The organism is Bradyrhizobium sp. CCBAU 45394 (assembly GCF_028128655.1).
Classification (GTDB): Bacteria; Pseudomonadota; Alphaproteobacteria; order Rhizobiales; family Xanthobacteraceae; genus Bradyrhizobium; species Bradyrhizobium diazoefficiens.
The window spans coordinates 20,576-38,536 of the sequence record NZ_LBIX01000168.1 but is presented as its reverse complement, the minus strand read 5'-3'; the positions used below and the strand labels follow the sequence as shown (position 1 = coordinate 38,536).

16 protein-coding genes are annotated in these 17,961 nt (G+C 65.7%); 5 read left to right on the top strand and 11 right to left on the bottom strand.

The annotated features are described in order from the left end of the window. Positions 1-44: 44 nt before the first annotated feature. Complete coding sequence (locus tag WN73_RS25155; protein WP_271555301.1) at positions 45-836, bottom strand: DNA-binding transcriptional regulator; 792 nt, start codon at positions 834-836, stop codon at positions 45-47. Positions 837-982: 146 nt separating this feature from the next. Here WN73_RS25155 and WN73_RS25150 point away from each other — a divergent pair, with 146 nt between their 5' ends. Next, the gene (locus tag WN73_RS25150) at positions 983-1,966 is read left to right on the top strand and encodes a VOC family protein (protein WP_271555300.1); all 984 of its coding nucleotides are present in this window, start codon (positions 983-985) and stop codon (positions 1,964-1,966) included. 32 nt (positions 1,967-1,998) lie between these two features. Here the strand turns inward: WN73_RS25150 and WN73_RS25145 are convergent, their stop codons facing one another. Both WN73_RS25145 and WN73_RS25140 read right to left on the bottom strand, forming a co-directional pair. Continuing rightward, the gene (locus WN73_RS25145; RefSeq protein ID WP_011088037.1) at positions 1,999-2,661 is read right to left on the bottom strand and encodes a response regulator; all 663 of its coding nucleotides are present in this window, start codon (positions 2,659-2,661) and stop codon (positions 1,999-2,001) included. Then, positions 2,658-4,040, bottom strand: a complete 1,383-nt coding sequence (locus WN73_RS25140; protein WP_011088036.1) for a sensor histidine kinase — start codon at positions 4,038-4,040, stop codon at positions 2,658-2,660. Before WN73_RS25140 ends, WN73_RS25145 begins: the two co-directional genes overlap by 4 nt. A gap of 191 nt (positions 4,041-4,231) precedes the next feature. Here WN73_RS25140 and WN73_RS25135 point away from each other — a divergent pair, with 191 nt between their 5' ends. Further along, positions 4,232-5,107 carry a DUF3280 domain-containing protein gene (locus WN73_RS25135; protein ID WP_271555299.1) on the top strand — a complete coding sequence of 292 codons (876 nt, stop codon included), beginning with the start codon at positions 4,232-4,234 and terminating at the stop codon, positions 5,105-5,107. On the opposite strand, the gene WN73_RS25130 is transcribed toward WN73_RS25135, so the two are convergent. From WN73_RS25130 to WN73_RS25120, 3 genes are read right to left on the bottom strand one after another with little or no spacing between them, the layout of a single operon-like run. Further along, a complete protein-coding gene (locus WN73_RS25130) occupies positions 5,104-6,135 on the bottom strand; it encodes an L-idonate 5-dehydrogenase (RefSeq protein ID WP_271555298.1) in 1,032 nt (343 codons plus the stop codon). The genes WN73_RS25135 and WN73_RS25130 overlap by 4 nt on opposite strands. Before the next feature lie 26 nt (positions 6,136-6,161). Continuing rightward, positions 6,162-6,929, bottom strand: coding sequence for an SDR family oxidoreductase (locus WN73_RS25125; protein ID WP_271555297.1), 768 nt, complete (start codon positions 6,927-6,929; stop codon positions 6,162-6,164). A gap of 12 nt (positions 6,930-6,941) precedes the next feature. Further along, positions 6,942-8,141 carry a mandelate racemase/muconate lactonizing enzyme family protein gene (locus WN73_RS25120; protein ID WP_271555296.1) on the bottom strand — a complete coding sequence of 400 codons (1,200 nt, stop codon included), beginning with the start codon at positions 8,139-8,141 and terminating at the stop codon, positions 6,942-6,944. 173 nt (positions 8,142-8,314) lie between these two features. Between WN73_RS25120 and WN73_RS25115 the strand changes: the two genes are divergently transcribed. Continuing rightward, complete coding sequence (locus tag WN73_RS25115; protein ID WP_011088031.1) at positions 8,315-9,082, top strand: GntR family transcriptional regulator; 768 nt, start codon at positions 8,315-8,317, stop codon at positions 9,080-9,082. A 24-nt stretch (positions 9,083-9,106) separates the two neighbouring features. Continuing rightward, positions 9,107-10,471, top strand: coding sequence for an MFS transporter (locus tag WN73_RS25110; protein ID WP_011088030.1), 1,365 nt, complete (start codon positions 9,107-9,109; stop codon positions 10,469-10,471). A 50-nt stretch (positions 10,472-10,521) separates the two neighbouring features. Here the strand turns inward: WN73_RS25110 and WN73_RS25105 are convergent, their stop codons facing one another. From WN73_RS25105 to WN73_RS25085, 5 genes are all read right to left on the bottom strand, one after another. Continuing rightward, positions 10,522-10,758, bottom strand: a complete 237-nt coding sequence (locus WN73_RS25105) for a hypothetical protein (protein WP_271555295.1) — start codon at positions 10,756-10,758, stop codon at positions 10,522-10,524. Between the two features lie 119 nt (positions 10,759-10,877). Beyond that, positions 10,878-12,128, bottom strand: coding sequence for an arsenic transporter (locus WN73_RS25100; RefSeq protein ID WP_038967094.1), 1,251 nt, complete (start codon positions 12,126-12,128; stop codon positions 10,878-10,880). Positions 12,129-12,153: 25 nt separating this feature from the next. Beyond that, entirely contained in the window at positions 12,154-13,422 is a 1,269-nt protein-coding gene (locus WN73_RS25095; RefSeq protein WP_271555294.1) for an MFS transporter, read from the bottom strand. Between the two features lie 64 nt (positions 13,423-13,486). Continuing rightward, the gene (locus tag WN73_RS25090) at positions 13,487-13,927 is read right to left on the bottom strand and encodes an EamA family transporter (protein ID WP_271555293.1); all 441 of its coding nucleotides are present in this window, start codon (positions 13,925-13,927) and stop codon (positions 13,487-13,489) included. A 151-nt stretch (positions 13,928-14,078) separates the two neighbouring features. Continuing rightward, a complete protein-coding gene (locus WN73_RS25085) occupies positions 14,079-16,556 on the bottom strand; it encodes a hybrid sensor histidine kinase/response regulator (RefSeq protein ID WP_271555292.1) in 2,478 nt (825 codons plus the stop codon). A 221-nt stretch (positions 16,557-16,777) separates the two neighbouring features. Here WN73_RS25085 and WN73_RS25080 point away from each other — a divergent pair, with 221 nt between their 5' ends. Next, positions 16,778-17,860: a zinc-binding metallopeptidase family protein gene (locus WN73_RS25080; protein WP_271555291.1), complete on the top strand. Its 1,083-nt coding sequence runs from the start codon at positions 16,778-16,780 to the stop codon at positions 17,858-17,860. Positions 17,861-17,961 lie beyond the last annotated feature (101 nt).

The window sequence follows — 17,961 nt, the reverse complement described above, 5'->3', positions numbered from 1 at the left end:
ATCAATGCCGTCGCGCCAAGTGTCCGCCCAGCGGACGGACGCCGCTAGACCTCGACCGGGATGGCCGATGCCGTTTCCTGAAGCTGTCCTGCAAATTGCGCCACCGCTTCTTCAATTCCGAGGGCCGAGCGGATCCAGATGATGGAGATGCAGCCGAACACGGCGCCGTTGCGCACGATGGGGACCGCGATCGAGGCCGTCTTGGGATTGTACTCGCCCTCGCTGCGGATGGCGTAGCCGCGGGCTTGCGTCTCGGCGATCATGCGGTCGAGGCGGCCTTCGTCGAGGAAGGGGCGATCGTCGGCCTCGTCGATGCGTCGCAGATGATTGACGATCAGGTTGCGCTCGCGCGCAGGACAAGCGGCGAGATAAGCGCGGCCCGCGGACGTCCGCAACATCGGCAGGCGCTTGCCGATCATGCCGCGGTCGATCGAGAGCGGGCTGCGGGAGTGCGTGGTTTCCTGCACCACCATCGCGGCGTTCTCGTAAGTCGAGAGATCGACCGGCCAGACGAGGTTCTTGCTGAGCTCGGCGAGATAAGGCGCCGCCGCCTGGCAGATCACCACGCCGGGATCGTAGCCGTCGCCGAGACTGAGCGCGCGCCGGGTCACGCGAAAGCGGTCGTCGCTGGCGCTGCGGGCGACATAGCCAAGTTCCTCCAACGTCTCGAGCAGGCGATAGACGGTCGGGCGAGGCAGGTCGAGTGCGCGGGCGACGTCGCCCGCGCGGATGCCGCCGGACCGGTTGATCTCGTGCAGCACGTCCAGCCCACGCTTGAAGGCGCGGACGCCCTCCGACTGCCGCGGCGCTCCGGTCCGCGTCCGCTCCTTGGACACTTCGCATTTCCTCCCTTGTGCCGTTTCGCTCCGCGACTATCGTCATCGCAAACGAGAAGCGATTGCGGACGCCACCGTAGGAGCGTGCGCGGCCGGTATCAAGTTCGCCGCAGTGCGGCGGGTGCGATGCCCTCGGGAGGACGTCGATGGAAATCACCGCGCTCGGCTATGTCCGGATCAATTCATCCCAGCTCGATCAGTGGGGCCAAATGGCAACCCGGCTGCTCGGCATGCAGCAGGTCGATCGCGGCGGCAAGATGCGCGCCTTCCGCATGGACGATCGCAAACAGCGGCTGATCGTCGACGGCAGCAGCGATGCCGGGCTGGCGGTGATGGGATGGGAAGTTCCCTCAACCGCCGAGCTCGATCAGTTAGCCGGGCGGCTGGAAAGCCACAGCGTGAAGGTGACGCGCGGCTCGCGCGCGCTCGCCGACGAACGCCATGTGGCCGAGCTGATCACGTTCGCCGATCCCACCGGCAACCGGCTTGAGGCCTTCTGCAAGCCGGAGCTTGCAACCGAGCCGTTCAAGCCGGGGCGGCCGATCTCGGGCTTTCGCACCGGCGCGCTCGGCATGGGGCACGTGGTGCTGAACGTCGAGGACGTCGAGCCGCTGTTGCCGTTCTACCGCGACGTGCTCGGCTTCCACGTCTCCGATTTCGGGCTCAAGCCCTATGGGCTCTATTTCTTCCACGTCAACGGCCGCCACCACAGCTTTGCGATGGTAGGCTCCGGACGGAAGGCGCTGCATCATTTCATGGTCGAGCTCGGCAGCCTCGACGATGTCGGGCAGGGCTACGACCTCGCGCAGCTGGATGACGGCCGTATTGCCTATACGCTGGGGCGGCACACCAACGACCACATGACCTCGTTCTACGTGAATACGCCCTCGGGCTTCTTCATCGAATATGGCTGGGGCGGCCGCGTCATCGATCCCGAGACCTGGCAGCCGCACGAGACCTTTGACGGCCCGTCGCTATGGGGCCACGAGCGGCTCAACATGCCGGAGGAGCAGCGCAAGCGCCTGCGCGACATGAGGCTGGACGCCGCGGCCCGTGGCGTGCGCGTCGCCGACCCGCGTGTGCCGCCGCTGAACTGCGCATGGCTGGACGCGGTGGTCGCGCGCGAATGATCCGCCGCCAGGCGGGAGAGCGCAAGCGGCGATCAGGCCTTGCCGAGATCGACCTGGGTCAACAGTCCCTGACGCAGCGCCAGGCGGACCAGCTCGATGTCGGAGTCGACGCCGAGCTTGTCCTTGATCAGCGAATGCAGGTTTGCCACCGTCTTCGGGCTGACGTGGAGCGTCTCGGCGATCTCCTCCGTCGACTCCTCGGCCAGCAGCAGCCGCAGCACCTCGAACTCGCGCGGCGTGAGGACGTCGGCAGCCGAGCTCTCGCCGCTGATGCGGCTCAGTGCGAGTTCGTGGTCGATGTCGGGGCTGATGGCGATCCGGCCCGCGAGCACGTCCATCACCGCGCGCACCAGCGTTTCGGGCGGACTGGTCTTGGTGACATAGCCCCTCGCGCCGGCGCGGATCGCCTGCACGGCAAAGCCCGCATTCTGGTGCATTGTGAAGACGAGGATTCTCGCGCCCTTGTCCCACTGCCTGATCCGCCTGACAGCCTCGATGCCGCCGATGCCGGGCATGCTCAGATCCATGATGACGAGGTCGGGCGCCACGGATTTGAAGAGACGGTAGGCCTCCGCGCCGTCGGCGGCTTCGGCGACGACGCGCAGGCCCGGCTGCTTCTGGAGCACCGAGCGATAGCCTTCGCGGACGACGGAATGGTCGTCGACCAACAGGATGGTCGCATCGCCCGCGCTCATGCCGCCCGCTCCAGCACCGGCCGATCGGCCGCGACAGGGATGGTGACGCGCAGCGCAGTGCCGCCATGCGGTCCGGCCTCGAAGCTCAATTTGCCACGCAGGGCCGCGACGCGCTCGCGCATGCCGAGCAGGCCCATTCCGGATTTCGCGGCGGGATCGCTCGACCGTCCGTCGTCGTCGATCGCAAGCGCGATCTCGTCGGCACGCATCGTCAGTTCCAGACTCACCTTGGTTGCGCCGGCATGCTTGGCGGCGTTGGTGAGAGCCTCCTGCACGATGCGATAGAGGCTGGCGCTGATCGCGGCCGGCAGGGTCTCGAAGGCGCCGTCGAAGCGGATCGCAAACCGCGTCTCGCCGCGGCTGCGACCGTTCCAGCCGGCGACCAGGCCTTCGAGGCTGGCGACCAGCCCGAGCTCTTCGACATCGGGCGGACGCAGTCTGAACAGCGTGCCGCGCAGCATCTCCATCATGCCGGTTGCGGTCCGTGCGATGCCGTCGCACTCGGACAGCAGGGAAGGGCAGTCCTGCACGGCGGTCTGGCGGGCGGATGCGGCGAGCGCGCGGATGGCGGCCAGTGACTGGCCGAACTCGTCGTGCAGCTCGCGCGCGAGATGGCGGCGCTCCTCGTCCTGGAGCGCGATCAGCTTTCGCGTCAGCTCGCTGCGCTCGGCAAGCGCGGTGTCGAGGCTCTCGGCGAGATGGTTGAAGACGTCGCGGATGGCGGAGAGCTCGGCGAGGTCGAACGGCGGCAGCCGCGCGGTGAGGTCATTGGCGGCGATTCGTTCGAGGCCGGTGCGGATCATGCGGGTGGGGCGCAGCGCCCGCGCCAGTGCCGCATAGACCAGTGCGCAGAGCAGCGGCAGTGCGATCGCAAGCGCAATCATCAGGCGGCCGGCCTCGTGCCATGCCTCCGCCGTCTGCACGGCCGGATCGACCGAGACCACGGTCTCGCCGAGCTTCGCTCCGCGCACGATCACTGGCCGCGCTGCCTCACGGCCGGGGTCGAACAGGCTGCGATAGAAGGCCGCGAAGACCTGCGGCGGCGGGTTTGCCGGAGTAGGCGCGCCACTGCAGAACCGCTGGAGTATCTCGCCGTTCGCGCCACGGAATGCCAGGCACAGGCCGGGCGTCATCACATAGGCCGATACGGGGTCAAGGTTGGGGAAGTCCGAGCGCGGGTTCGCCACCCACTGGACCTTGCCCTGTTGCAGCTCCAGCGACTTCGCCACGATGGCGGCGATACCGTCGATGCGCGCATGCGCCTCGCGATCAGCCGTTACAAGGAAATAGGCGGAGATCGCGGCGAAGCAGGCGGCCGATATTGCGGCCACGCGCAACGTCAGACGGACCTTGAGATCGAATCTCGGGCGGTTCCACATCGGCAGGCACCTGGCGCGAACGGGTTTGTCGCCACCGCATTAAACGGCAGAACGCAAGCGGCGGAAAGCGCTGTGCTCTACCGCAGTGCAACGTCGTGAAAATTTCCCGGCGTTCGCCGGGACGGGCACGGTTGCATGGCGAGAGGCGGCCATCCAGATTTTCGCGCCGCTCCGTCACACGAGGCCCGCTCATGCACCTGTCCCGGTTGATCTGCTCTGCTTTTCTCCTTGTCGTCCTCCCGGCGGCCTATTCGCCAGCCGGTGCCGGGGCGGCCATCGGCGTTGCCATGGACGATTTCAGCTATACCGATACGTCGGCCGAGCCGGCCAACCAGACCGCCGCCCATGAGCGGCGGCTGTCGGCGTTCATGGCCGCGCTCAGGCGGGACATCAGTGCGGACGGCCGTTACCGGCCAGTGCCGTCGGCGCAGGACGGCGCGGCCTTCAAGGTCATCGGCGGCATCCAGAAGACGAGCACGCTGGTGCAATGGGCCAAGGTCGCCGTGATCGACGTCGGCGCGAAGAGGCTCGTGATGGACAAGCTCTACACCTTCCGCGGCGACAATGATGAATCCTGGGAGCGCGCCGAGGTCTTCGTGTCGCGTGAGGTCATCGCCGCGCTCGGCACACAAGCGCCGGTCGCGCTGGCGGTGTTCGAGTTCGAGCTCGAGGACACGACCGCAGCTTCGGCGGGCGCCTCGGCCGCTTCGGATGCGTCATACCTGGCCGAGGTCACCGGCAGCGTGCGTGAGGCCCTGGGCCAGTCCGGCCGCTACCGTATCGTCGATATCAGCGGCGAGGCGGTGAAGGCGCGTGCCTTGCGGGACTGTGGCGGCTGCGAGGCCGCGATTGCGCAAAAGCTCGGCGCGGACCAATCGCTAATCGGCGTGGTGCGGCGGGTCAGCCGCACCGAATACACGCTCGGCTTCCAGGTCCGCGATGCCAGGACCGGGGCGGTGCTGGCGCGCGGCGACAGCGGCCTGCGCATGGGCGCGGACTATTCCTGGAAGCGCGGCGCCGTACGGCTGGTCAGCGACCGGCTGATCGAGGGCCACGCAAAGCCCTAGAACGTCAACTGCACTTTCATCGACTGCGCGCGGTCGCTGGCAAGCTCGAAGGCGGCGACCGCGTTCTCGAACGGCATGGTGGCCGTGATCAGCGGCTTGACGTCGATCAGGCCTTCGCCCATCAGGCGCACCGCGAGCTCGAACTCGGGATCGAAGCGGAAGGTGCCGCGGAGCTGCAATTCCTTGGCGACGATGGCGTTGATCGGCAGCGTCATCTCGCCGCCGAGGCCGAGCTGCACCAGCGTGGCGCCGGGCCTGAGCACGTCGAGCGCGGTGCGGAGCGCAGCCTGGTTGCCGGAGGCCTCGAACAGCGTGTCGAACACGCCCTTGCCGGCGCGCCAGGGATCGAGCGCGGTGGCATTGGTCGCGACGTTGATGGCGTGAGTGGCGCCGAGCTTTCTGGCGACCGCCAGCGGCGCGTCGGCGACATCGGTCACCACGATCTCGGACGCCCCGCCGAAACGCGAGACCAGGATCATCAGTGCACCGATCGGGCCGCAGCCGGTGATCAGCACGCGCTTGCCGAGGAGGGGGCCGGCCTGCTTGCCGGCATGCAGGCAAACCGCGAGCGGCTCGGCGACCGCGGCCTCGGCCAGCGACAGCTTATCCGCGATCGGCACGGCCTGCGTCGCATCGATCGTGAGGAACTCGCGAAAGCCGCCCTGCACATGGGGAAAGCGCATCGCGCTGCCGAGGAAGCGCATGTCGAGGCACTGGTTGCGCATCCCCTCCTGGCAATGCAGGCACTGGCCGCACGGCTTGCTCGGATTGACGGCGACGCGCGTGCCCGGCTTCACGCTGGTGACGCCGTCACCGACGGCGGCGACGACACCGGCGATCTCATGTCCCAGTGCCATCGGCTGCTGGATGCGCACGACGCCGAAGCCGCCGTGGTGGTAGTAGTGCAGGTCCGAGCCGCAGATGCCGCCATTGGCGATCTTGACGCGGACCTCGCCCGAGCCGGGTGCCGGATCGGGATAGCTGTCGATCCGCAGGTCTTTCGGGGCGTGAATGACGACGGCGCGCATGGTCTCTTTCCCTTAGCGTTTCGCGATCACATCGCGGCGATCATGCCGCCATCGACATAGATGATCTGGCCGTTGACGTAAGTGGAGGCGTCCGACGCCAGGAAGATCGCCGCGCCGACCAGCTCGTCCGGTCTGCCCCAGCGCTTGGAGGGGATGCGGCCCATCAGCCAGTTGTTGAAATCGGTGTTGTTGACCAGCGCCTCGTTCATGTCGGTCAGCATGTAGCCGGGGCCGATCGCATTGGCCTGGATGCCGTGCTGGGCCCATTCCACCGCCATCGAGCGGGTCAGGTTCTTGATGCCGCCCTTCGCTGCCGTGTAGGGCGCGATGGTGGGACGTGCGAGCTCGCTGCCGAGCGAGCCGATATTGATGATCTTGCCGTGCTTGCGCGGGATCATGCGCTTGCCGGCCTCGCGGCCGATCACGAAGGCGCTGGTCAGGTCAGTCTCGATCACCTTGCGCCATTCGTCGGTGGTGAACTCGACCAGCGGCTTGCGATGCTGGATGCCGGCATTGTTGACGAGGATATCGACGGCGATGCCCTTCTTGTCGAAGTCATTGAACGCCGCGACGATCGCCGGCTCGTCGGTGACGTTGAACGCAGCACCTTCCGCCTGGTGGCCGGCGGTACGAAATTCGGCGACGGCCTGCTCGACGCGCTTGGGATCGACGCCGTTGATAATGATCTTGGCGCCGGCCTTGGCCATGCCCTCGGCGATGGCGCGGCCGAGGCCGCGGGAGGAGCCGGTCACGAGTGCGGTGCGGCCGGAAAGGTCGAAAAGGGCGGTGCTCATCTCAAGAAATCCTCAAACGTTGGAGCGGCGCACGGTGAGATCGCTGCGGTCGAATACCGAAGGCAGCAGGTCGACGCCAAGGCCGGGGCCTTCCATCGGGAAGACATAGCCGTCCTTGATAACAGGCATCGTGGTGACGAGCTCGTTGTACCAGCCCTTGTAGAAGGCGCGCACCGATTCCTGGATCAGTGTGTTGGGCTGGCTGAACGACATGTGGATGGCGGCGATGAAGCCGATCGGGCCGATGCAATCATGAGGAGCAAAAGGCCGGTGATAGGTCTCGGCCATCGCGGCGATCTTGCGGCCTTCGGTGAGGCCGCCGGTCCAGCACAGATCCGCCATCACCACATGCATGGCGTCGCGGTCGAGCATGTCCTTGTAGGGGAAGCGCGAGCCCAGCGTCTCGCTGGCGCAGACCCAGACGTCGGTCGAACGCGCATATTCGGCGAGCGCCTGCGGCGAGTTCATGCGGATCGGGTCTTCGTACCAGGTCGGCTTGTAGGGCTCAAGCGCGCGCGCGATCTGCTTGGCGGTCGGCAGGTTCCACAGCGAATGGAGCTCGACCATGATCTCCATCCTGTCGCCGACCGCCTTGCGGATCTTCTCGAACGGCTCGATCGCCCGTTTCATCTGCGCAGCGGTGATGTAGAGCCCCTTGTTCTCCTGGGCCGCCGGATCGAACGGCCAGATCTTCATTGCGGAGATGCCGTTCTCCAGAAGGCTTTCGGCGAGCGCGTCGGCGTGGTGCATGAAGCCGTCGAGGTCCTCATAGGGACCCTTGGAGGCACCGAGATTCCAGTTCGCGACCGGGCTGATATTGGTGGAGCGGACATATTGCGTGCCGGCGCAGGTGTTGTAGATGCGCTGCTTGTCGCGGCAGAGGCCGCCGAGCATCTGGTGTACCGGCTGATTGCAGACCTTGCCGAACAGGTCCCACAGCGCGATGTCGATCGCTGAAGCGGCGCGATACTCGACACCGGTCGAGGATTGCGCCATCGGCAGGTTCAGCATGTCGCGGTGGATCGCTTCGATGTGCAGGGGATTGCGGCCGAGCAGGCGGCCGGCAAACGTATCGTGGATCTGCGCTTCGACCGCGCCCGCGCCATAGAAGGTTTCGCCGAGACCGATCATGCCCGTGTCGGTGTGGACGCGCACCCAGATGACGTTGGAAAATTCCTCGGTGCGCAGCGTCTCGATCGACGTGATCTTCACGGCAACAATCCTCCCATCACAGGCGCCTCGCGCCTGAAGTCTCATTTCGCGCTGCAACATGCTGCAGGTCGCGCCGAAGTCTTACGCCTGCTTGTAATATATCACAACATGTTTTAAGGGTGCCACAAATAGGCGCCACCCAGCAATGAGAGCGCGGCTGACAGGAGGACGACATGGCACGGCGCAAGCGCGCGCTCGAGGTGGTGAGAAACGAGGACGACGGCGAGGGCAAGCCCTCCCGGCGCAACCGGCTCAACTTCTTCGAGCTGGCTTACCAGAGGATCGAAGAGCTCCTCGTCCACTGCGAGCTCAAGCCCGGACAATTCATGACGATGCTGGAATTGCAGCACATCACCGGCTTCGGTCGCACACCGGTGCATCACGCCGTCAATCGTCTGTCCGCCGACACGCTCATCATCATCCGTCCGCGCCACGGCCTGCACATCGCGCCGATCGATCTTGCGCGCGAGCGGATGCTGCTCGCCTTGCGCCGTGACATGGAGCGCTTTGTCGTCCGGCTCGCGGCCGATCGCGCCAGCCTGTCGCACCGTAATCAGGCGCTGCACATCGAGCGCCTGCTGCGCGAGCGCCGCGCCACCCTGACCCTCGACGAATTCAATCACATCGACCGCCGCATCGATGCGCTGGTGCTGGAGGCGGCCGGCGAGCCGTTCCTGGTGCACACGCTGCGGCCGCTGCACACGCTGTACCGCCGCATCGGCTACATCCACCACCGCTTCATGCCGGGCCAGGCCGATCTTTCCGGCACGATCGACCATCATCTCGCCATTCTCGCAGCCGTCGCCAGCCGCCGCGTCGATGACGCCGTGAAGGCGAGCGATGCGCTGATCGACTACATGGGCGAGATGTTCACGGGCATGGAGGCGGGGATCGACCCGCGCCTGCTCGACTGCAGCATCGAGCCGCTGCTCGGCGCGTAAAGAGTTCTGGAGAAAGGAAGAAGAATGTCGACGATGGCCATGCCACAACCGACCGCGAGCGAAGCCGCGGTCCGCTACCTGATCACGAACTACAGTCCCAAGGGTAACAAGGTCGGCTGGCTGATGATGGCCTCGATCCTCGTCGAGGCCTGGGATCTCTATTCGATCGCCTTCGTGCTGATCTTCATCAAGGAGCAGTACAATCCAGATCCGCTGATGCTGGGTCTTGCCGCCGCCGGTACGCAGGGCGGCGCGTTGATCGGCGCGCTGCTCGGCGGCTGGCTCTCCGACAAGATCGGCCGCCGCGTCATGTTCCTGGTGACGATGGTGCTGTTCATCGTGCTGGCGCTGGCGCAGGCTTTCGTGCCGACCGTCGGTTGGCTCGTCGTGATTCGCTTCCTGCTCGGCATTCCGCTCGGCTCCGATATCTCGACCGGCTACACCTACATCATGGAATCCATGGCCAAGGGTGAGCGCGAGGTCATGGGCAACCGCTGGCAGTTCATGTTCGCAGTCGGTGAAGTGCTCACCATCGGCGTCATCGTGATCTTCCTGCTGATCGACATGCAGCACGAGATGCTGTGGCGCGTGACGCTCGGCCTTGGCGCGGTGCCGGCGCTGATCATCCTGATCATGCGTCATGACGTGCCGGAGACGGCGGTGTGGCTGGTGCAGAAGGGACGCTACCGCGAGGCCAAGCAGGTCGCGCGCGAGATGTTCAACGACAATCTCGACATGCTGCCGGACCAGGATGTGGTGGTTCCGAAGACCAGCACGCGTGCGTTCCTCGCCGACCTCAAGAAGGATCCGATCCGCTGGCGCGCCACGGTCTACGGCTGGATCGCTTGTTTCACCCAGGCGAGCGAGTTCTCGACCTTTGCATTCTACCTGCCCGTGCTGTTCGTGATGGTCGGTGTGTCGAGTGTGCTCGGCATCAATCTGGTGACGATGGCGCTGTTCTCCTTCGCCGCTCTGTCCGGGTGGGTCGGGCCGCTGTTGACGCCGAAGATCGGCCACCGCGGCATCGCAATCGCCGGCTTCTCGATCGTGATGGCCTCGTTGCTGGTCGCGGCCTTCGCGCTTTACACCGACAACAAGATCCTGCTGCCGTTCGCGGCCGCCGCGATGCTGTGGGGCCATTATTGGGATGCGTCGAACTGCATGACGATCCCGACCATGGTCGCCAAGCCGAAGTACCGCGGCACCGCCAGCGGCTTCGCCTACATGTTCGTGAAGCTGCCGTCGTTCCTGGCGATCTTCCTGTTCCCGACGGTATTCGCTGCGATCGGGCAGGCGAATGCCACGCTGATGGTCGCGATCTTTCCGCTGATCGGATTGCTCGCCGCAATCTTCATCCTGCCGGAAGTGTACGGCTACGAGAACGACTGAGGATGCGCTGCCCGGTCGCGGCCGTTATGGCCGCGATCGGGCTTTTCCAGCTACGGGCTCAGGAAGACGGGATCGATCCCGGTCCCATGGCTGAGCAGGCCGATCGCCTGAAGCTGGGCGGCGTGCAGGTCGATTTCCACGATGGCGAACACGGCCAGCAGCGCCACGACGGAGAAGACGAGCAGGGGATGGGATGTCTCCCCTCGGCCTTCAGCGGGCGCAATGAAGCTCCGGATTTCGCGACGCAGGGAAAAGCTCTGCGGCAGCGCCTTTGATTGAATCTGCATGATGAACCTTCCTTGCCGCGGCATGTCTTGCGCGACAAGTGAACTCTAGCCGCGGTAGCCCCGCCGGCATTGATGCACCGCAAACAATTGCACTTGATTGGTCGGCGGTTCGGCCGCGACTACCTGATCGCGGCAGCCAGCGCGGCGACCAAAGCGGGCGGCGTCACCAGCAGACCCAGCTTGAGGAACGGCCAGGCGCCAACCTCGATCTTCTCCCGCCGCAGCGCGACCAGCCAGAGGATGGTGGCGAGCGACCCTGTTACCGACAGATTGGGGCCGAGGTCGACGCCGATCAGGATGGCGCTGACGACGGGCGCGGGCAAATGATCGCTAGCGGCGACCGAGCCGGCGACGAGGCCGACCGGAAGATTGTTGGCGACATTGGTGGCGAATGCGGTCGCGATGCCGACGCTCCAGGCAGCTTTCGGGATCGATTGCGCGACCGCTTGGTGCAGCAGCGCGCTGAGCTGCCCGATCACGCCGGTCTTCACCAGCGCTTCCACCAGGACGAAGAGCCCGCCGACCAGCGGCAGCACGCTCCAGGACACGCCGCGCAGCACAGGCAAAGGTGACTGCTGGCTGATCAGCAGCACGATCGCGGACGTCGCCACGCCGCAGATGAAGGTCGGCAAGCCGAGTTGCCTGTCGAGCGCGGAGGCCGTGACCAGCACGATTCCGATCGCGATGATGCCCACGGCTGTGAGCTTGCCGCCGCGGCTGAGCTTCGGATGCGGCACGCTGCGCGCGATGGTCTCTTCCTTCAGCGCGCGGTGCTGGGTCAGGCGCAGCACGACATAGGTGAGCAGGATCGAGGCTGCCGAGGGCAGGGCGAACAGGCGCAGCCATTCGGTCAAATGCGGCATGCGTGCGCCGAACACGACGAGGTTGGCCGGGTTGGAGATCGGTAGCACGAAGCTTGCGGCATTCGCGATGAAGGCGCAGACGAACAGATAGGGCAGCGGCTTGGCGCCGGCCGCGCGGGTCGCGGCATAGACGGCGGGTGTCAGCACGATCGCGGTGGCATCGTTGGAGAGCAGCACGGTGACAAGGGTGCCGACGAGATAGATCAGCAAAAACAGCCGCTGCGGCGATCCGTCTGCATATTCCACCGCGAGCGCGGCGAGATAGTCGAACAGGCCCTCGAGCCGCGCCAGTTCGGCGATCAGCATCATGCCGATCAGGAAGAGATAGACATCGACGCCCTTCCCGATGCCGAGAAGCGCATCCTGCCACGGCAGCAAGCCGAGCAGCACGAGGGCGCCAGCGCCGATCACGGCCCAGATCGCTTCGGGGAGGCGGAAGGGACGGATGATGACGCCGGCGGTCGCGGCGACGATGATGCTCCAGGCCCAGATGGCGTCAGACGGCACGTTCAGTCCTTGAGGTTTGGTCGGCTCATTCGGCTGCGATAGCTGATGTCGGCGGCGCTGTCTTCCCCTGCGGCGGCAAGGTTCCATGCCGCGTCTCGGGCAAGGCGACAAGGCAGACGATCGCGCCGATCGCAGCGACCGCGCCGAGCGTGATGAACGCCGCGCTGTAGCCCGCACCGACCACGACGAGGCCCGCAAGCGTCGTCGACAGCGCCGCGCCGATGCTCTGGGCGGTGATGACCGCGCCCTGCGCGACGTTGAAACGTCCGGTGTTGCGCATGAGGTCGGCGACAATGACGGGGAAGATCGCCCCGAAGATGCCGGCGCCGACGCCGTCGAGAAGCTGCACGCCGACCAGCCAGAACGGATTGTCGGAGAGCGTGTAGAGCGCTCCTCGAATGGGCAGTATCAGCAGCGCAGCGAGGAAGAAGCGCTTGTGGCCCCAGCGGTCGGCCCTGGCGCCGACCAGCATCGCGAACGGCACCATCACCACTTGGGCTGCGACGATGCAGGCCGACATCAGGCTGGTGCCCATGTTCTTGTCCTGGAGCGCGAGCTTCTGGCCGACCAGCGGCAGCATTGCCGCGTTGGAGAGATGGAAGAGCAGGACACAGATCGCGAAGACGAGCAAAGGGCGACAGGTGAGGAGCACCGCGAGGCCTGACGGCCGTTCGCTCCGTGTATCGGCGTCGTGCAGCCCGCGGGCGAGGTCGTGGTCGATGGCCCGTTCGGGGATCGCAAGGATGCTGACAAGGCTTGCGATCGCCATGGCGCTGAGAAGGTAGAACACCACGGTCGGGCCAAACCAATAGGCGGAGAGGCCGGCAAGACCCGCCGCGACCGCGTTGCCGGCATGATTGAAAGTTTCGTTGCGGCCGATCCGCCGGGTGAAAGCGGCATGGCCGAAGATGCCGAGCGAGACGGCGGCGATCGCCGGTGGAAAGACCACGGCGGCGGCCTGCGCGATGCCTTGCGAGATTGCGACCGGCACGAAGCCGGGGAACAACGGCAGCGAAAGCGATGCAAGCGTCACCATGATGGCGGCGACAACCATCACCAGCCGCTTCGCCCGGGTCGCATCGACCAGCGCGCCGGCCGGTGTCTGCGCCACGATACCCGCGACTGTGGCAATCGACATCACGAGGCCGATGCGCGCCTCGTCCCAGTGCTGCTCGGTGAGGAGATAGACGGCAAGATAGGGCCCAAGCCCGTCGCGGACGTCGGCGAGAAAGAAGTTGGCCGCATCCAGCGCACGGCCGGCGCGCCTTGCCCGATCGGGGTCTTGGCTCGACATCGGTCTCTCGATCGAGGCGAGAGCGCCCCGGCAGGAACGGATGTCACGGCACTTTTGTTCCGCCTCAAAACTTCACCGCGAGCAGCACCGCGCCGGCGCCGATCATGGCGATGCCGGTCCAGCCCTGCGCTGCCGGACGCTCGCCGAGGAAGGCGAACGCGAAGAGAGCAACCAGAACGACGCTGAGCTTGTCGATCGGCGCCACCAGCGTGGCGGGGCCAAGCTTCAGCGCGCGAAAATAGCACAGCCAGGATGCGCCGGTCGCGAGCCCCGACAGCACCAGGAACAGCCAGGTCCTGGACGAGATCGCCGAGGGCACGGCGAATTGCCCGGTGAAGAACAGCAGTACCGAAAAGGCGAGCAGCACCACGATGGTGCGGATGAAGGTCGCCAGATCCGGATTGATGTTCTCGACGCCGACCTTGGCGAAGATCGCGGTCAGTGCGGCGAAGCAAGCGGACAGCAGCGCCCAGGTCTGCCAGGCGGAGAGGAGGGCGGGTTTCATGTCGTCAAGTTCCGTTGCTTTAGGACGGGGCGCCAGCGCCGTCATTGCGAGCGCAGCGAAGCAATCCAGCGTCTTTCCGCGGAGGCAGCCTGGATTGCTTCGCTGCGCTCGCAACGACGGAGTCTGTGGGAGCTTTGTGCAACTATAACATTCACCGCGCCACCGACAGCCTTTCGGTGATCGCCTTGCGCAGGATGCGCGACAGCGATTCCACCGAATATGGTTTCTGGATCAGTTCGAAGCCGCGATGAGCGTTTTCGGCGAGCACGTTGCTGTAGCCGCTGGTGAGCACGACGGGCAGGCCCGGATAGCGCTCGCGGATGATGCCGGCGAGCTCGACGCCGTTCATGCCGGGCATGATGACGTCGGAGAAGACGAGGTCGACGGCGAATTCGTTCTCGCCGAGGATCGCGAGCGCCGCACTGGCGTTGGCAACACGGCGGACGACATAGCCGAGATCCTCCAGCAGCTCGGTCGAGAACTGGCCGACGTCGTCATTGTCCTCGACCACGAGCACGCGGTAGCCGCGCCCGGTGGTCGCGGCCTCGCTGGTCCGCGCTGCGGCTTCGTCGTCGGCGGCCGGGCTCTGCGCCTGCGGAAGGTAGATCGTGAAGGTCGCGCCTTTGCCAGGCGTGCTCATCACCGCGATGTCGCCTTCGGACTGCTTGGCGAAGCCGAACGCCTGGCTGAGGCCGAGGCCGGTGCCCTTGCCGACCTCCTTGGTCGTGAAGAACGGCTCGAAGATGGCGTCGATGTTTTCCGGCGCGATGCCGCTGCCGGTATCCGCGACCGAGATCGCGACATAGTCGCCGCCACGCGCCGATTGCGCGCGCAGGCTCGGGATGCCCTGCACCTTGCGCACCGCGATGGTGAGGCGGCCCTCGTCGTCCATGGCGTCGCGGGCGTTGATGGCGAGGTTGATCAAAGCGGCCTCGAACTGCGCGACGTCGGCGACGGTGAAGCAATCCGTATCCTGAACCTCGACGCTGATCTCGATGCGGCCGCCGACCAGCGGGCGGACCAGTTGCGCCACGCCCTCGACCTGGCTGCCGACATTGAAGATCTGCGGCTTCAGCGGCTGCCGTCGCGCGAAGGCCAGAAGCTGCGCGGTCAGCTTCGAGGCGCGCTCGACGGTGTCGGAGATGGCGTCGACATAGCGGCGGCGCCGCTCCTCCGGCAGTTCGCGCCGGCGCAGGAAGTCGGTCGCCGAGCGGATGATGGTCAGGAGGTTGTTGAAGTCGTGGGCGACGCCGCCGGTGAGCTGGCCGATCGCCTCCATCTTCTGCGACTGCCGCAGCGCTTCTTCGCCGCGGCGGCGCTCGGTGATGTCGACCAGTTCCGGCACCGCGCCCGTGATGTTGCCATGGCGGTCGAGCACGGGGCGCATGCCGAACTCGAAATCGCGCTCGCCGATCGGCAGGCGCAGCCGCATCTCCATCCGCACCGCTTCGCCCCTCAGCACGGTCTCGAAGGCCTCGCGCGCGACGTCGCTCATGCCCGGCGTCTCCGTGAACCACGGCGTGTCCCAGAACGGCTGGCCGATGACATCCCGCGCCTCGGTGTGAATGCCGGCGAGCGCGGTCTTGTTGGCGTAGAGCAATTCGCCCTCGAGGTTGACCAGCCCCTGATACTGGTTGCTGGTCTCCAGGATTGCGCGCAGGCGGGCCTCGTTGGATTCGAGCTCGGCGGTACGCTCGACGATGCGCTCTTCCAGCGTCTCGTTGAGCCGCCGCAGCTCGATCTCGGCCTGTTTGGCGGCGGTGATATCGTGGGCGACGCCGATGAAGCCGATATGCTTGCCGGTCGGATCCCAGCGCGGCTGGGATTCGGAGCGCAGCCAGCGCCATTCGCCGCTGGCGTTCTTGTAACGCGCTTCCAGCACGAAGGGTTTTAGCGACGCTTCACCCTGGACGGATTGCTGGAGCACATGCGGCAGGTCGTCCGGATGCAGCACCTTGCGCCAGTCGAAATCGATGGCCTCCTCGTAGGGCAGGCCGACGAAGTCGACATAGGCCTGGTTGGCGAAGGAGCGCTTGCGGTCGAGTTTTGTGACCCAGATCGGCACTGGCGCGCTGTCGGCGATCAGCCGAAACCGGTCCTCGCTTTCGCGCAGCGTCTCACGAGCGAGCATCTGGTCGGTGATGTCGATATGGGCGCCGACGAGACGGATGGCGCGCCCGTTGCTGTCACGCTCGATCTTGGCGACGACGCGGATCCAGCGGGTCTCGCCGTCGCTCGGACGGATGATGCGGTATTCGGCGGTATAATCCTCGCTGGTCTCAGCCAGCACATCGAAGAAGTGTTTCACCGCGGCGTCGCGATCATCGGGATGGATGCGGTTGACCCAGTCCTCGTGCGATTCGTCGGCGGCTTCGGGGGGCAGGCCGTGGATCATCAGATATTCCGGCGAGCGGCGGTTCTTGAAGCCCTCGCGGAAGTCGACCTCGAGGCCGCCGACCTTGCCGATGCGCTGGATGCGCGCGAGCTCGGCCTCGCGCTCCTGGAGCGCGCGATAGGCATTGTCGCGCTCGCGCGCGACATCTTCGAGGTGCTGGCGCAGCCTTTCGGCGGCGATTGTCTCTGGCAAAGGATCGTTCAAGGCGTCGGCCGTTGTGATGCGTGTGCGCACGTGCCGGACCAATATTCACACAGACAAAGCGTGATAGCCATTGCTCAAAGGGGATAGATTGTCGGAAAGGCCCGCGGCCAGCCTGAACGCGGAAAAGTCCGGTCAGCTAACGGCGGGGCTGGCTATTTGTTCCGAAGATTGGAACGATGCGTCTGCGGACGCGTCTTTGCGAGGCGCCATAACGCTCATTCATAAAACTCCGTTTTCGAAGAGGCTAAATCTTGAAGCTCTTTGTCTGCCAGTCCTGCGGCAACGTCCTCTATTTCGAGAACCGCGCCTGCGGACGTTGCGGTCACCGCGTCGCCTTCCTCCCGGAGAAGGAGACGATGTCGGCGCTCGAGCCGGACGGCGAGGCTCAGGCGGTGTCCTGGACGACGCTGGCCGACAAGGGCAGGGGACGGATGCTGTGCCGCAATGCCGAGTACGATGCCTGCAACTGGCTGACGGATCCGGGCGATACCAACGGATATTGTCGCGCCTGCCGTCACAACGGCATGGTGCCCGATCTCTCCGATCCGGCTCAGCTCGCCGGCTGGCGCGAGCTGGAGGTGGCGAAACACCGGCTGTTCTATTCCCTGATCCGCTGGAAGCTGCCGCTCCAGAACCGGCAGGACAATCCCGAGCGCGGCCTGATCTTCAACTTCCTCGCCGACGATCCGAACAGCGGACAGAGGATCATGACCGGCCATGACAACGGCCTCATCACGATCGCGCTCACCGAAACCGACGGCATCGAGCGCGAGCGGCGCAGGCTGGAGATGGGCGAGCCCTATCGGACGCTGCTAGGGCATTTCCGCCACGAGGTCGGACATTATTTCTGGGATGTGCTGGTCCGCGAGGGTGGCAAGCTCGACGCATGCCGCGCCGTCTTCGGCGACGATTCGGCCGATTACGGCCAGGCCTTGCAGCGCCATTATGCCGAAGGCGCGCCGCCGGACTGGCAGCAGAGCTATGTCTCGACCTACGCCACGACGCATCCTTGGGAGGATTTCGCCGAAACCTGGGCGCACTACCTCCACATCGTCGACACCCTGGAGATGGCCTCCGAGTTCGGTATGGAGGTGCGGCCGCGGGTCGATCGTGACGGAGAGTTGTCGACGCGGCTCCGGTTCAACCCCTACGAGGCACGTGGCGTCCAGACGCTGGTCGACGCATGGCTGCCCTTCACCTTCGCCATGAACAGCGTCAACCGCGCCATGGGCATGCGCGACCTCTATCCGTTCATCCTGTCGCAGGCGGTGGTCGCCAAACTCGACTTCATTCACGCCCTGTTGCGGGACGCGGCCAGGGCCGGGAAGCCGTAGGCCCATCCCGGGGGCGCGCCAAGCCCGTTGCCCAAGCCCGTTTCGGTCTTGCGCTGGTACACCAGAGGGGCCGGATTTAGACCGTTGCCTCCGGCCTATTT